At 73.4% G+C, this 15146-nt stretch carries 10 protein-coding genes; 5 read left to right on the top strand and 5 right to left on the bottom strand.

What is annotated here, in order from left to right; translation table 11 throughout:
- Window positions 1-35: 35 nt before the first annotated feature.
- The 4 genes from ACIP98_RS19080 (at window position 36) to ACIP98_RS19065 (ending at window position 10483) form a co-directional block, all read left to right on the top strand.
- A complete protein-coding gene (locus ACIP98_RS19080; protein WP_319659298.1) occupies window positions 36-863 on the top strand; it encodes an enoyl-CoA hydratase/isomerase family protein in 828 nt (275 codons plus the stop codon).
- A gap of 353 nt (window positions 864-1216) precedes the next feature.
- Window positions 1217-8536 carry an amino acid adenylation domain-containing protein gene (locus ACIP98_RS19075; RefSeq protein ID WP_401976954.1) on the top strand — a complete coding sequence of 2440 codons (7320 nt, stop codon included), beginning with the start codon at window positions 1217-1219 and terminating at the stop codon, window positions 8534-8536.
- Between the two features lie 80 nt (window positions 8537-8616).
- Entirely contained in the window at window positions 8617-9540 is a 924-nt protein-coding gene (locus ACIP98_RS19070) for a pyridoxal-phosphate dependent enzyme (RefSeq protein WP_401976952.1), read from the top strand.
- A complete protein-coding gene (locus ACIP98_RS19065; RefSeq protein ID WP_401976951.1) occupies window positions 9530-10483 on the top strand; it encodes a fatty acid desaturase family protein in 954 nt (317 codons plus the stop codon). The genes ACIP98_RS19070 and ACIP98_RS19065 overlap by 11 nt, the downstream gene beginning before the upstream one ends.
- Before the next feature lie 74 nt (window positions 10484-10557).
- Here the strand turns inward: ACIP98_RS19065 and ACIP98_RS19060 are convergent, their stop codons facing one another.
- Both ACIP98_RS19060 and ACIP98_RS19055 read right to left on the bottom strand, forming a co-directional pair.
- Complete coding sequence (locus tag ACIP98_RS19060; protein ID WP_401976950.1) at window positions 10558-10869, bottom strand: hypothetical protein; 312 nt, start codon at window positions 10867-10869, stop codon at window positions 10558-10560.
- A gap of 163 nt (window positions 10870-11032) precedes the next feature.
- Window positions 11033-11629, bottom strand: coding sequence for a TetR family transcriptional regulator (locus ACIP98_RS19055; protein ID WP_319659303.1), 597 nt, complete (start codon window positions 11627-11629; stop codon window positions 11033-11035).
- Window positions 11630-11765: 136 nt separating this feature from the next.
- Between ACIP98_RS19055 and ACIP98_RS19050 the strand changes: the two genes are divergently transcribed.
- The gene (locus ACIP98_RS19050; RefSeq protein ID WP_401976948.1) at window positions 11766-12773 is read left to right on the top strand and encodes an aldo/keto reductase; all 1008 of its coding nucleotides are present in this window, start codon (window positions 11766-11768) and stop codon (window positions 12771-12773) included.
- Between the two features lie 60 nt (window positions 12774-12833).
- Here the strand turns inward: ACIP98_RS19050 and ACIP98_RS19045 are convergent, their stop codons facing one another.
- From ACIP98_RS19045 to ACIP98_RS19035, 3 genes are all read right to left on the bottom strand, one after another.
- Complete coding sequence (locus ACIP98_RS19045) at window positions 12834-13367, bottom strand: AAA family ATPase (RefSeq protein ID WP_319659305.1); 534 nt, start codon at window positions 13365-13367, stop codon at window positions 12834-12836.
- Between the two features lie 64 nt (window positions 13368-13431).
- The gene (locus tag ACIP98_RS19040; RefSeq protein ID WP_401976946.1) at window positions 13432-14046 is read right to left on the bottom strand and encodes an FMN reductase; all 615 of its coding nucleotides are present in this window, start codon (window positions 14044-14046) and stop codon (window positions 13432-13434) included.
- On the bottom strand, window positions 14043-15116 hold the full coding sequence (locus tag ACIP98_RS19035; RefSeq protein ID WP_319659307.1) for a CE1758 family FMN-dependent luciferase-like monooxygenase: 1074 nt from the start codon (window positions 15114-15116) through the stop codon (window positions 14043-14045). Before ACIP98_RS19035 ends, ACIP98_RS19040 begins: the two co-directional genes overlap by 4 nt.
- Window positions 15117-15146 lie beyond the last annotated feature (30 nt).

Here is a 15146-nt window from a genome sequence, read left to right as displayed (position 1 = left end):
AAAGCAAGTAGAATTGCCGGAGGAGACGCGGACCGATGACCTGGGACTACGCGACGATCAAGGGTGAACTGCGCAACGGGGTCCTCTGGGCGACGATCGCCAACCCGCCGATCAACCTGATCGACGAACGGTTCGTCGCGGACCTGATCTCGCTGCTCGACGACACCGAGACCCACGGGGACGTACGAGTCGTCGTCTTCCGCAGCGGCGACCCCGACTTCTTCGTCCCGCACGTCGACCTCGAGCGGATCGCCGAGTACACGGCGAAGGCGGCGACCTCCGGCGGCCCCGACGACGTCAGCCTCGGCGCGCTCTTCCGGCGGCTCAGCGAGGCACGGCCCGTCACGATCGGGGTCCTCGAAGGCCGGGCGCGCGGCGCCGGCGCCGAGTTCCTCTACGCGTGCGACATGCGCTTCGCCTCCGTGGAGCGCGCGGTGATCGGGCAGCCCGAGGTCGGCGTGGGCACCTTCCCCGGCGCGGGTGCCGTCCAGCACCTCGTACGGCTCGCCGGCCGCGGCCTGGCCATGCAGATCATCCTGGGGTCCGAGGACATCGACGCGCGCGAGGCCGAACGCGCCGGCCTGGTCAACAAGGCGCTGGCCGACGAGGACCTGGCCCCCCACGTCGAGCACCTCGCCGAGCGCATCGCCTCGTTCCCCGAGGCGGCCGTGCGCACAGCCAAGCGCCGGATCAACGCGGCGGGGCTCGCCCCCAAGGAGGACGTCCACGTCGACGCCGGCTTCTTCCAGATCCTGGCCCGCGACCCGGCGAGCGGGGCCCGGGTCGCCGCGCTCTTCGAGCGCGGACTGCAGGAACGCTCCCGCACCGAGCTCGAGTTCGGCGCGGTCCTCGGGGAACTCTGAGCGCACGCCGGGAAGCCGTCCGAAGCGGTGACCGGACGGCGGGCGTTTACCGCCGCATGACCATTCCTTGACCACCGGGTTACCGGGACGAATACCGCCGGCACCGTTCAGGGAAAGCCGTCAAAACGTCTACTTCCCTGCAAGCGACGGCAATTGATGAATCATCAGCCCTGCTCCGCAGCCACGCACAAATGACCGGATCACATGTTCCATTCACGTGATCGCTCGTCAATCGATCCGGGGCCTTCACATGCGGGTTGCGCAGGTCACACACATTCTCCGAGGCGTTCCGCGCCCAGCAGCCGAAGTTGCGTCGACAGCTCCGAGGAGATCGTGTGCGTGGTACACAAGCCGTGAATACGGCCGGATCGAACGGGGTCGGCAGGGCACCGTTCGGCGTGCTCGCCGCGATCGAGGCGCAGGCGTTGCGAGCACCCGACGTGCCGGCCGTGGTCGATGCCACGGGCCGGGTCACCTACGCCGAACTCCTCTCCGCCGCCGCCCGGTTGGCCGATTCGCTGGCCGCGTCGGGAGTGCGTCCGGGCGATCTCGTCGCACTGTGCCTCGGGCGCGGCCGGGACGCGGTCGCGGCGATGCTGGCCGTCCTGCGCCTGGGCGCCGGCTATGTGCCGCTCGACCCGGGGTACCCGCCGGCCCGTCTCGCCCTGATGATCGAGGAGGCCGCGCCCCGGCTGGTTCTGGTGCCGGCCGCGGGAGCGGACGGCGCCGCGCCTTCCCTGCCCGCGGGCACCGCGGTACTGGCCGTGGACGCGGTGGCCGGAAACGGTGCCGGCGCGCCGCTCCCGCCCGCGGCGCCCGCCGCGCCGGAGGACCCCGCCTACGTCATCTTCACCTCCGGGTCCACCGGGCGGCCCAAGGCCGTGGTCGTCCCCCGCCGGGCGCTGACCCACTTCTGCGGTGCCGCCGCCGAGGCCTACGGCTTCACTCCGGCCGACCGCGTGCTGCAGTTCGCCTCGCTCAGCTTCGACGCGAGTGTGGAGGAGATCTTCCCCCCGCTCACCATCGGGGCCACGCTCGTGGTCCGCGACGAGGACATGATCAGCCGTCCGGACCTCTTCCTGGACCGCTGCGCGACGCTGGGCGTCACCGTGCTCGACCTGCCCACCGCCTACTGGCACGAGCTCGTCGGCGCGATCGCGCGCGGGGAGGCGGTCCTGCCTGCCGCGGTACGCCTGGTGATCATCGGCGGGGAGGCCGTCCAGGCGGGCGCGGTCACCCGCTGGCAGGAGCACGTCGGCACCGGCGTCCGGCTGCTCAACACCTACGGTCCGACCGAGACCACCGTCGTGGCCACGGCCGCCGACCTGACGACGTGGTCCGCCGACCGGCCGCCGCCGATCGGCTCCCCGCTGAGCGGCGTGTCCGTACGGGTCGTGGCGGCCGACGGCACCGAGGCGGCACCCGGCGAACCCGGTGAGCTGCGCATCGGCGGTGCGGGCCTCGCCACGGGATACCTGGGGCGTCCGGAGCTGACCGGGGAGCGCTTCCGCGAGGGTCCTGACGGGCGGATCGAGTACCTCACGGGCGACCGCGTGCGGCAGCTGCCGGACGGCGGCCTGGAGTTCCTGGGCCGGCTCGACCAGCAGGTCAAGATCCGCGGCTTCCGGGTGGAGCCGGGCGAGGTCGGGACCGCGTTGCTCGCGATGCCGGGTGTCGCCGACGCCGTCGTCCTGGTCGACCGCGCCGCGGGCACGCCGAGGCTCGCCGCGCACGTCGTCACCGCCGACGGCGGCCCGCGAGCCGACGAGATCCGTCGGTGGCTCGCCGCGCGGCTCCCGCACTACCTGGTACCGGCCGCCTTCTCGGTCCACGCCGCTTTCCCTCTGACGGTGCAGGGCAAGGTGGACCGCGCGGCGCTGGCCGGCGCCCCGGCCGCGCGGGTCGCCCCGCCCGTCGACGCGGTGGACGCGGTGGACGCGGTGGACACGGGAGACTCCACGCCCGAGGCCCGCGTGGGCGCGCTCTGGCGGGAGCTGCTCGGCGCCACCGGCATCGGCCCGTCCGACGACTTCTTCTCCCTCGGCGGGGACTCCCTCTCCGCGATCCGCATGATCAGCAGGCTGCGCCGCGCCTGCGGAACCGACCTCTCGCTCAGCGCGCTCTACGCGGCGCCGACGCTCGCCGAGGTCGCCGAGGCCGTCCGGGCGAGCGGGAGCGCACCGCCGGAGGGCGGCGTCGATGCCGTGGCACCGGACGCGGACACGGTGGACGCCGGTACGGCGGACGACGAGTGGACGCTGCCGCTGACCGCGCTGCAGCGCGACTTCTGGATGGCCGAGCAGATGAGCACCGGGCTGCCGGTGCACACCCTCGGCATCCGCTACCGGTGGGCGTCCCCCGTCAGGACCGATCTGCTCGTCGCGTCCCTGGCCGAGCTGGCCCGGCGCCACCCCGCCCTGCTGGCCCGCTTCCCGTACCGCGGCGACGAGCCGGTGATGGTCGTCGACCGCTCCCGTACCGTGCCCTTCGAGGAGATCGACCTGCGGGGCGCCACCGCGCAGGCGGCGGAAGCGCGGGCGGCCGAGGAGCGGCGGCGGATCGTCGCCGAGCCCGTGGACCTCGCCGAGGGCCCGCCCGCGCGCGCGGTCCTGCTGCGGACCGGCGACGGCGGCGATGCCGGTCACGGTGACGGTGACGGTGACGGTGACGAACTGTTCCTCGCCGTGCACCACTTGGTGTTCGACGGCTGGTCCGTGGGGGTCGTCGGGGACGAACTGGCGGAGATCTACCGGAACCTCTCCGAAGGACACGAGGTGCGGTCCGTCGCCCCCGACCGGCTCCCCGCGATCGCGTCCCGCGGCCGGGCGTCCGCGGCCGCCGACCCCGCACTCGCCGCGTACTGGCGCGACCGCTTCGAGGGCGCCGACCTGGACATGGAACTCCCGGCGGACCGCCCGCGCCCCGCGCTGCGGACCCATCGCGCGGCACGGGTGACCCGCCGGCTGGAGGCCGGCTCGCTCGACCTCCTCGGCTCCTGCGCCAGGGACCACCGGGCCAGCCTCTTCATGGTCGTCCTGGCCGGCGTGCAGGCCGTGCTCGGCCGGTACACCGGCCGCGGTGAGGTGGTCGTGCTGGCCCCCGTGGCGGGACGCGACGACCCCGCACTGGACTCCGTGGTCGGCGCCCTCCTCAACATCCTGCCGCTGCGCGGGGACCTCACGGGCAGTCCGACGTTCGCCGAACTGATGGGCCGCGTGCGGGACGGCGTCATCCGCGACCTGGAACACCAGGGCCTGCCGCTGCCGGACATCACGGCGACGACGCGACGGCCCGGCGAGGGCCGGGCCGACCCGCTCAGCCGGGTGAGCGTCACCGTGCACAACACGGCGGCGCCGCGCGATCCCCTGATCGCGTACGCGGGCGACGAGGCACCGGTGGCGACCATGGCGGACCTCGCCATCGGGCTGGACTTCCCGGCCGGCGGCCCGGTGCTGACCGTCGACTACGCCGCCGAACTCCTCGACGGCGAGCGCGTCGAGGCATTCGTCGACCATCTGCTCACCCTGCTGCACGCCGCGGCCGGGGCACCGGACACCGAGGTCGGCCGGCTGCCGGTGCTGACCGCCGCCGAGCGCCACACGATCCTGCACACCTGGAACGACAGCGCCACCGGCGTCCCCGAGGCGGCCGGCCTCCATGAGCTGTTCGAGAGGTGTGCCGCCGAACGGCCCGGCGCGCCCGCCCTCACCTCGGGTGACCGGACGGTCGACTACGACTGGCTCAACCGCCGTGCCAACCAGGTCGCCCACCTGCTGCGCGGGCGGGGTGTGCGGCCCGGTGACCGGGTGGCGATCTGCCTGGACCGCGGGATCGACCTGTTCGCGGCGATGTGGGGCGTCCTCAAGGCGGGCGGCGCCTACGTGCCGCTGGATCCGGACTACCCGCGGGACCGCCTGCGGTACATGCTCGACGACAGCCGCCCGGTGGCCCTGGTCACCCGGCTCGACCTGCCCGGCACGCCGCAGGCGCCGGAGGGCACCGCGGTGCTCGCCCTCGACCGTGACGCGGCCCTGGTCGACGCCGCGCCGGACGGCGACCCGCTGCCGGCGGCCGGACCGGACGACCCGGCCTACGTCATCTACACCTCCGGCTCCACCGGGCGCCCCAAGGGCGTTCGGGTGACCCACCGGAACCTCGTGCACGCGGTGACCATGTGGCAGCGCGCCTACCACCTCGATCCGGACTGGACGTACCAGCAGGCGGCCAGCTTCTCCTTCGACATGTTCGTGGGCGAGACGCTGCGGGCGCTGTGCACCGGCGGCCGGCTCGTCGTCGTCCCGCGCGAGACGCTGCTCGACCCGGCCGCCCTGTACGCGCTCATGCGGGACGAGCGGGTCGAGTGCACCGAGCTGGTCCCCGCCGTGCTGCGCGCTCTGCTGGCCCACGCGGACGAGGCCGGCGAACGGCTGGACTTCGTCCGGCTGCTGATCGGCGGCGGCGAGAAGTGGCACGTACGCGAGTACCAGCGGGCACGTCGCCTGGTCGGTCCCGGGAACCGCGTCGTCAACGCCTACGGGGTCACCGAGGTCACGGTCGACAACGTGTACTTCGACGGCGACGTCGACGGCTTCCCGGCCGAGGCACCGCTGCCGATCGGACGGCCGTTCCCCAACAACCGCGTGTACGTGCTGGACGCCCACGGGGCCCCGGTGCCGCCCGGTGTGGTGGGAGAGCTGTACCTGGGCGGCGCCGGGGTGTCGCCGGGCTACCACGAACGCCCCGAGCTGACGGCGGAGCGGTTCGTCCCCGACCCGTTCGCCGGCGGCCCGGAATCCGGCGCGACGATGTACCGGACCGGCGACAGCGCGCGCCACCACCGGGACGGCACCGTGGACTTCCTCGGCCGCCTCGACGACCAGGTCAAGGTCAACGGCTACCGGGTCGAGCTCGGTGAGGTCGAGGCCGCCCTCGGCGCCCTGCCCGAAGCCGCGGCGTGCGCCGCCGCGGTGCACACCCTGCCCTCCGGAGCCGCCCAGCTCGTCGGCTACCTGGTCGGGAAACCGGGCGCCGAACTCACCGAGGCCGCCGTCCGCGAGGCCCTGGCGCCGGCGCTGCCCACGCACATGCTCCCCGCGCGGGTGGTGTTCCTGCCCCGGCTTCCGCTCACCCCGAACGGCAAGCTCGACCGGCGGGCGCTGCCCGCGCCGCCCGACGCCGCCCAGGCGCCCGCGCGCACCGCGCCCCGGAACGAGGCCGAGCGCCGGATCGCCGCCATCTGGGCCGAGGGCCTGGGCGTCGACGCGTCCGCGATCGGGATCGACGACAGCTTCTTCTCCCTCGGCGGGGACTCCTTCGCCGCACTGCGGATCGTCCGGCGGATCGACCCGGGACTCGCCCTCGTGGAGCTCTACCGGACCCCCACGGTGCGCGCGCTCGCCGAGCTGATCGCGCGGCGCGAGACCGGGCAGGAGGACCGGCCGGCGGGGCTGCTGCACCGGCTGACCCGGCGGGACGCCGACCGGTCTGCGGGCGGCGTCACCGTCGTCGCGGTCCCCTTCTCCGGCGGCAGCGCCATCGCGTACCGGCCGCTCGCCGAACAACTCCCCGCGCACTGGGGCCTGTACGCCGTCGAGCTGCCGGGCCACGACCTGAGCCGGCCGGACGACCCGCTGCTGCCGGGCAGCGAGGTGGCCGCCCACGTGGTCGCCGAGCTGGGGTCGGTGACCGGGCCCGTCCTGCTCTACGGGCACTGCCTGGGCACGGCCGTGACGCTGGAGATCGCGCGCCAGGCCGAGGCCGCCGGGGTCGAGCTGGTGGGCGTCGGGCTCGGCGCGAGCTTCCCCACGGCACGGCTGCCCGGACGGTTCTTCGACTGGCTGCACCGGCTGCTGCCCACCGACTGGCTCACCTCGGACCGGGAGTACCTGTCGTACCTTCGGGCGCGCGGCGGTTTCACCGACCTGGCGAACCCCGAGCAGGAGCAGTTCGTGCTGCGCAACGTGCGGCACGACGCGCGGGACGCCGAGGAGTACTACACCGCGGCGTACCGGGATGCCGCAACGGCCAGGCTGAAGGCCCCGGTCCTCAGCGTGGTGGGTTCCCGGGACCGGGTGACCGAGCTCTACCAGGAGCGCTACCACGAGTGGGAGCACTTCGCGGAGGACGTCAGCCTCGCGGTGCTTCCCAAGGCCGGCCACTTCTTCGTCAAGTCGCACGCGGAACCGCTGGCGCGGACGCTGGTCGAGCACGCCGAGCAGCGGCATCCGGAGCCGGCGCGAACGGCACCGCGCGCGGCCGCGCAGGACGCGTCGCCGCACGGCATCAGGCCGTCCGCACCGACCCCCGCACCGGCCCCGGACCGCACCCGTCCGAGTCTGCCGCGCTTCGCCGTCGTGGCCCTCGGGCAGTTCCTCTCGATGATCGGCAGCAGCCTCAGCACACTGGTGCTGAGCATCTGGGTCTACCAACGCACCGGCTCGATCACCGACTTCGCCGTCGTGAACGCGGTGGGCATGCTCCCGGGCATCCTCGCGGGGCCGCTGGCCGGCGCCGTGGCGGACCGCTGGAACCGCCGCGTGATCATGCTCTCCAGCGACGCGGTCGCGGGTGTGGCGATGGGGGCCCTGGGGCTGCTGGTCCTCGGCCGCGGCATGGAGATGTGGCAGGTCTACCTCGCGGTGTCGGTCACCTCCGTCGCGGGCGCCTTCCAACGGCCCGCCTATCTCGCCGCGGTGGCGCAGCTGGTGCCCAAGCGGTATCTCGGGCACGCGAACGGCGTCAGCCAACTCGGCGTCGGGGTGGGCACGGTCTTCGCACCCATGATGGGCGCGGGGCTGATCGGCGTGATCGGCGTCCCCGGCGTGATCATGCTCGACGTGTGCAGCTTCGCGGCAGGCGTCGCCACCCTGCTGCTGGTCCGCTTCCCCGACACCCTCTTCCGCCGCCGCGACGAGTCGTTCGGCAAGGAGATCACCGGCGGCTGGCGCTACATCACCCGCCGGCCGGGGCTCCGCGCGGCCCTGCGCTTCTTCGTCATCGACCACGCCTTCTACACGCTCGGCTTCGCGGTGATCACTCCGATGCTGCTGATCGAGCAGTCGCCCCTGATGCTCGGCACGGCACTGGGCGCGGCGGGAGCCGGCGGCCTGTGCGGCAGCCTGGTGATGGGCCTGTGGGGCGGCACGACCCGCAGGGCGACCGGGATGATCGCCTCCATGGCGGTGGCCAGCCTGGCGATGGCGATGGTCGGCGTCGCGAGCGCGCCGTTCATCGTGACCGGGATGTTCCTGCTGGCCTTCGGCGAGTCCCTGGCCGACGGACACTGGATCGCCCTCGTCCAGGCCAAGGTGGGGCTGGAGCTCCAGGGCCGGGTGCTGGCGATCTTCATGACGCTGATGATGCTGACGATGCCGCTGGGCTACCTGGTCGTCGGCCCCCTCGCCGAGCACTACGCGCAGCCGCTCCTGGAGCCCGACGGAGCGCTCGCCGACACCGTCGGCGTGCTGCTCGGCACGGGCCCCGGACGCGGACTGGCCCTGCTGGTGGTCGTCAGCGGACTGCTGCAACTGGGCTGGGCGGCCCGCGGCTGGACCGACACCCGCCTGCGCCTGCTGGAGGACGGTCTTCCCGACGCCGTCCCCCCGGCAGAGATCGGCGACCTCGACGACCTCCAGGGCCACGCCGACGCCCTGCTCGTGACGGACCGCACCTGACCGTCCCCCTCCTTTTCCGCTGCCCGGCACCGCCATGCCGGGCGGCGGACCCGACATCCGCCTCCCCCAAAGGAATCGTCATGCCCACCCCCGCTCCCCCGTTGTCCGCGCCCGTGCCGTCGGACGCCTTCGGCACGCCCCTCATCGACGTATCCGCCCTCGTTCCCGGCGCCCGGGTGCTGGTCAAGGACGAGACCCGCTACGGCTCGGGAAGCCACAAGGAGCCCGCCGCCCGCGCCGTCGTGGCGCGCGCGGTCGCCGACGGCCACCGGCATGTCACCATCGCGACCTGCGGCAACTACGGCCGCGCCATGGCCGCGGCCTGTCAGGTCGCCGGGGTGGAGTGCACCGTGGTGCTCCCCACCGGCTGGAGCGACGGCGGCGCGGCCATGGTCGCCGCCGGGGCCCGGGTCCACCTCGTGGACGGGTCCTACGAGGACGCCGTGGACGAGTCCCGCCGCCTCGCCGCCGCCGGGGACTGCGTCGACGGGAACGTGGACGGCCCCTACGCCGAGGCCGTGTTCGAAGGGCACGGCGTGGTCGTGTCCGCCCTCCGGGCCGAACTGGACGAGCCCCCCGCGGTGCTCTGGCTGCCCGTCGGCAACGGCACCACCGCGATCGCCGTACGCCGCCGACTCGACCTGTACGGCTGGGACACCACCGTCAACGCGGTCGGATCGGCGGGCAACAACCCCGTGCTGACCAGCTGGCCGGGCCCGTACCGCACCCTGCCCCCGGAGTCCGTCACCACCACCGACCACAACCAGCCGCTGGTCAACTGGCACGCGCTGCAGGGTGACGAGGCGATGACCGCGATCGCGGCCACCGGCGGCACCGTGCTCGGCGTGGACGACCAGGAGCTCTGCGACGCGCGCGACGCGCTGGCCGCGCACGGCGCGTTCCCCACCGCCGCCGGCGCCGTGGCCATGGCCGGCCTGCTCCGGACCGCTCGCTCCGAGGGCCTGGTCCCCGGTCTGCACGTGGTGGTGCTCAGTGGCCGTTGAGCGGCTCCTCCCGATACCGGACGGCGCTTCGCCCGCCGGCCCGGCCACGCTCTTCACCCGGCTCAGGGTGACACCCGCCGACGAGCTGGTCTTCGTCGCCAAACTGGCCCTGCTGGCCGTCCTCACCGTGGGCGGGGCGATCCTGGCCCTTCAGCAGAACCCCTGGACGGCCGCCCTCGGCGTCGTCGTGCTGGCGGCCATGTTCACCCACGCCGTGGAACTGCAGCACCAGTGCCTGCACCACTCCGCGTTCCGGCGGGCGCTGCCCCACCGGCTGATCGGTGTCCCGCTGGGCCTGCCGCTGTTCGTCGTCTACAGCCACTACCGGGTGCGTCACCTCCAGCACCACCGCTTCCTCGGCACCCCGCAGGACACGGAGTTCTTCGGCTTCGACACCCGGGGACCGCTCACCCCCCGGGCCCTGCTGCGGGGACTGCTCGACTATCCGCGGCTCGGCACGGTCGCGGCGGACGTCGTCCGCGCGGCCACGGGACGCTGGAGGTACGAGTTCGGGCACGTCGCGCCCGCGATGCGGCGGCGGATCGTGGTCGAGCACGTGCTCCTGGGATGCGTCCTGGCCGGCGCGGCCGCCATGGTCGCCGCCGGGGACGGCGGGTACGTCCTCCGCCTGTGGGTACTCCCCCTGATCCTCGCGGTCCCCCTGCACTTCCTGGTCGAGCTGCCGGAACACCTGCTGTGCGACACCGAGACGACCGACGTGCTGCGCAACACCCGCTCGATCCGCGGCAGTCGGCTCAGCACGTGGTTCACCAACGGCAACAACCTGCACATCGAGCACCACGCGGCGATGACGGTGCCGGTCAACCGCCTCGGTGAACGGCACCCCGAGACCCAGGCCTTCGCCCTCCACGTCGAGCGCAGCTACGCGGACTTCTACCGCCTGCTGTGGCGCTCCCTGCGCGACCAGGGCACCCGTCCTTAGTCCGCCCGCCCCCGCGGCCGTGACCCCGGGTCCGGCCGCGGGGTGCGCGGGGGACCGAGACCCCGGCCGGCCCATCACGGCCACCCCTCCGGCCAGTGCCTCCCAGGGGATGGCGCGGACCACGGGATCCGCGGCGTCGTACGCCGGAAGGTCCGGGCCGGCAGGAACCAGACGACGATGAGGGCGGATCCGTCCAGCACGGAGTCGGGGTCACGAGCGACCACCGCGGAGTCGAAGGCCCCGATGCAGGCCACGGCGGGCACCACCGCGGCGGAACCGAACGGGCCGGGCCGGCGATCCGGGTACGCGCGGGCGGGTGGGACCAGGTGGACGGGCCTGCCGGGGTAGGCGCGTTCGGCCGCCCGCAGACGTCCCGCGATCGCCATGCCGTTGGCGCGCGCACGGACATCCCTCCAGGATCCCTCCGCAGGTCGAGGTCGGATGCGGTTCGGAGAGCTCGATCGGCCGGCCGGACGAGAGGACCACACGACTCAGGGACATCCCGGCACCCTGAGGCGGGATCCGTGCCGGATCCACCGCCCCCGGACGTCAGCCGCGCCCGTCCTGCGGGCCCGGCGCGTTCGCCACCGCGTCGAGCGCGGCGTGCAGATAGGGGATCAGCCGCTCCACGTCCGGGCTGTTGAGCGCGGAGTGACCGAGGACGAGGCGGCTGAGCAGGACGCCTGAGCAGATGGCGATCAGGACCGAGGCGCGACCGACGGCGTCGTCGTCACCGGGCAGCGCCGCGGCCAGCCGGCGCTGGTAGTTGCGTTCGATGCTCTCCCGCATGATGGCCGACGCCCGGGCATTGGAGGCGGACCGCAGGGTGAGCAGCAGGCCGTCGGACGCGGCCTTGTCCGCGCCCGTCAGCAGCTCGCGGGCCGCGTCCGCGTTGTGCTCCGGCGTCATCATCAGGGACTTCTCGTAGGCGAGATCGACGACCTCGGCGAACAGTCCCTCCTTCGAGCCGAAGTAGCGGCTGATCAACCGGGTGTCCACGTCGGCCGCGCGGGCGATCTCGCGCACGCCCGCGCCGTCGTAGCCGCGCTCGGTGAACACCTCGCGGGCGGCGCGGAGGATCGCCGCCCGGGTCGCCGTGGCGTCCCTGCGGCGGACGGCGGCGGGGGGCTGGTCGTCCAAGGTCATGGTGACCAGATTACGAGGTCGCCCCGGATCGCGCGGGACCCGCACTTCACATGTCCACGCCTGTGGACTTACGATGTCCACAGGCGTGGACATACCTGTCCGCGGCACACCACGACACGAACGACGAAGGTTGCGCATGTCCATTCCCCAGCGCCCCCTCGGCTCCGGCGGTCTCACCGTCGGCGCCATCGGCTACGGAGCGATGAGCTTCGCCCGCCCCTACGGGCAGAGCGCGGAGCAGGCCACCGGCGGCACCGCCGACGCCCTGATCGGCCGGGCCGTCGAGCTCGGCGTCACCCTCATCGACACCGCCGACATCTACGCCGGCAGTGAGGAGATCATCGGCAAGGCGATCGCCGGGCGCCGCGACCAGGTGACCGTGGCGACCAAGTTCGGCATCGTCCGGCCGGTGACCGCCGAGGGCCCGCCCGTCATCAACGGGCGGCCCGAGTACGTCCGCGAGCGCATCGAGCGGTCCCTGACCGGGCTCGGCACCGACCACGTCGACCTGTACTACCAGCACCGCGTCGACCCGGACGTCCCCATCGAGGAGACCGTCGGCGCCATGGCCGAGCTCGTGGCGGAGGGCAAGGTCCGCCACCTCGGCCTGAGCGAGGCGGCCCCGGACACGATCCGCCGCGCCCACGCCGTGCACCCGATCAGCGCGGTCCAGACCGAGTGGTCGCTGTGGTCGCGCGACATCGAGCACGAGGTCTTCCCGCTCTGCCGCGAACTGGGCATCGGCGTCGTCCCGTACAGCCCGCTCGGCCGCGGCATGCTCACCGGACGGATCACCTCGCGCGAGGACCTGCCCGCCGACGACTACCGCCGCAAGATGCCCCGCTTCTCCCAGGAGGCCTTCGACGCGAATCTCGCGGCCGTCGAGACCGTGCGCGAGATCGCCGGGGCCCATGACGCCGCCCCCGGCCAGATCGCCCTGGCATGGCTCCTCGCCAAGGCCCCCGGAGTGGTCCCTATCCCCGGCACCCTGCACGTCTCCCGCCTGGAGGAGAACACCGCGGCTGCCGGACTCACGCTCACCGAGCAGGAGATCGCCCGCCTCGACGCACTCCCGGTCACCGGCGAGCGCGAGACCGAGATGGGCCACAACTGGTCGTACGGCGTCACCCCTCCCCGGAGCTGACGCAGCTCCCCCCGCCTCCGGTCCGGGCCGCCGCCCGGGGCCCGGACCGTGACCCGCCCGTCAGGGCTCGAGCGCGGGAAGGCCGGCCAGGCCGCTGTCGAGCATGACGCGCTCGACGGTGGCGTCCAGGGCACTGCCGGCGTCGACGACGGTCTCGACGCCGCCCGGCAGGAGGTCGAGCGGCCGGTACCAGGACCGCAGCATGTCCGGCGGCACGTCGGCGGCGATCGGCTTGGTGGCGTGCCGGACGAGCGTCTCCTCGAACGGGACGTCGAAGTAGTAGCCGTGGGTCGGGCCACGGTGGTCGTCGCGGAGCCGGGCGAGCATCGCGCCGTAGTGGTGGGCGTAGAGGATGCCTTCGAGGACGACGTGGTACCCGGCGTCCAGGGCATAACGGGCCGTCAGATCGATCAGCCCGATGTTCGCCGCGCCGGGCCGGTCGCGGTCGCGCAGGACGACCCGGCGCAGGTTGTCCTGCCCGACCAGGGCAACGCCACGCCCGAACCTCTCCCGGATGCCGGCCGCGACGCTCGACTTCCCCGAGGCGCTGTTGCCGCGCAGGATCACGAGCCGGGTCTCTTCGGTGCCCACCATCACGGCGGTCACGCTACCGGCAGGCGCCGGCACCTCCCGCAAGAGCGCGCCGGTCCGGGCGGGTTCACCCTCCCTGGAGCATCCGGTCGAACGGCGTCGGGTCGTCGTACGGGTCGGTGACGGCCGGGCCGTCCCGCCGGTCCACCTCGCGCGCGAGTTCCCCGGCCGCCCGCGCGATCCGGTCCGCCAGCGACGCCTGGCCGGCGTCCCCGCCGCCCCAGTCCTCCGGCGCGGCGAAGACGCCGGTGGGCACGGCCACCGCGTGCAGGTACGCGAACATCGGGCGCAGCGCGTGCTCCAGGACCAGCGAGTGCCGTCCGGTGCCGCCGGTGGCGGCGACCAGCACCGGCGTGTCCGTCAGCGCCGTGTCGTCGAGGCAGTCGAAGAACATCTTGAACAGCCCGTTGTACGAACCGGTGAAGGTGGGCGTCACGGCGATCACCCCGTCCGCGCGCGCGACGGTGCCGAGCACCGCCTCCAGTTCCGGCGCCGGGTAGCCGGCCAGCAGGTGGTTGACCAGGTCGTGCGCGTGGTCGCGCACCTCGATGACGGTGATGTCGGTCTCGGCGCCGAGCCGTTCCAGCTCGCGCCGGGCGGCCTCGGCGAGCCGGTCGGCCAGCAGGCGGGTCGAGGAGGGCAGCCGCAGCCCGGCGGTCACGACGGCGAGGCGGCGTGTCATCGTGCCTCCGCGGTGAGGGTCGCGTGGGTCGGGGCGTCCGGGACGTGGGCGGGGCGGCCGACGGCGAACTCCTTGCGCAGCACCGGCACGATCTCGCCCAGCGTCTCGATCTGCTGGAGCACGGTCTTGCGGGGTACGCCGATGCCGTCCACGACGAACAGCTGGCGCTGGTAGTCGCCCACGGCGGCGTCACGGAAGGCCAGCACGCGGTCGATCACCTCCTGCGGGCTCCCGACGAGAACGGCGGTCCGGGCCGTCGTCTCCTCCAGCGACGGACCGTTCCCGTACGCCTGGGAGTTGTCGAAGTAGGGCCGGAACTCGCGCACGGCGTCCTGCGAGTTCTTCCGGACGAACAGGTGCGCGGCGAGGCCGACGATCGCCTGGTCGGCCGCGCCGTGCCCGTAGTGCTCGAACCGGCGCCGGTAGAGGCCCACCAGCCGCTGGACGTGCTCCTTGGGCCAGAAGAGGTTGTTGTGGAAGAAGCCGTCGCCGTAGTACGCGGCCTGCTCGGCGATCTCCGGGCTGCGGATCGAGGCGTGCCAGACGAACGGCGGGGTGCCGTCCAGCGGGCGGGGCGTCGAGGTGAACGACTGCAAGGGGGTGCGGAACCTGCCCTCCCAGTCGACGACGTCCTCCCGCCAGAGCCGGCGCAGCAGCGCGTAGTTCTCCACCGCGAGCGCGATGCCGTCGCGGATGTCCTGGCCGAACCAGGGGTAGACGGGCCCGGTGTTCCCGCGGCCCATCATCAGGTCGAGCCGGCCGTCCGCGAGGTGCTGGAGCATCGCGTAGTCCTCGGCGATCTTCACCGGGTCGTTCGTGGTGATCAGCGTGGTCGACGTGGACAGCACGATGCGTTCCGTCCGCGCCGCGACGTATCCGAGCAGCGTGGTGGGCGAGGACGGAACGAACGGCGGATTGTGGTGCTCGCCCATCGCGAAGACGTCCAGCCCCACGTCCTCCGCGAGCTTCGCGTACTCGACCACGGCCTTGATCCGCTCGTGCTCCGAGGGCGTCCGCCCGGACACGGGGTCGCGGGCCACGTCCCCCACACCGAAGATCCCGAACTGCATCTCACACCTCACATTATTTGCTGCGCAAAG

Origin of the sequence: Streptomyces sp. NPDC088354, assembly GCF_044753585.1 — a bacterium.
Taxonomy (GTDB): Bacteria; Actinomycetota; Actinomycetes; order Streptomycetales; family Streptomycetaceae; genus Actinacidiphila.
The sequence above is the reverse complement of the archived record's forward strand: the minus strand, read 5'-3'. Positions and strand labels throughout refer to the sequence as shown.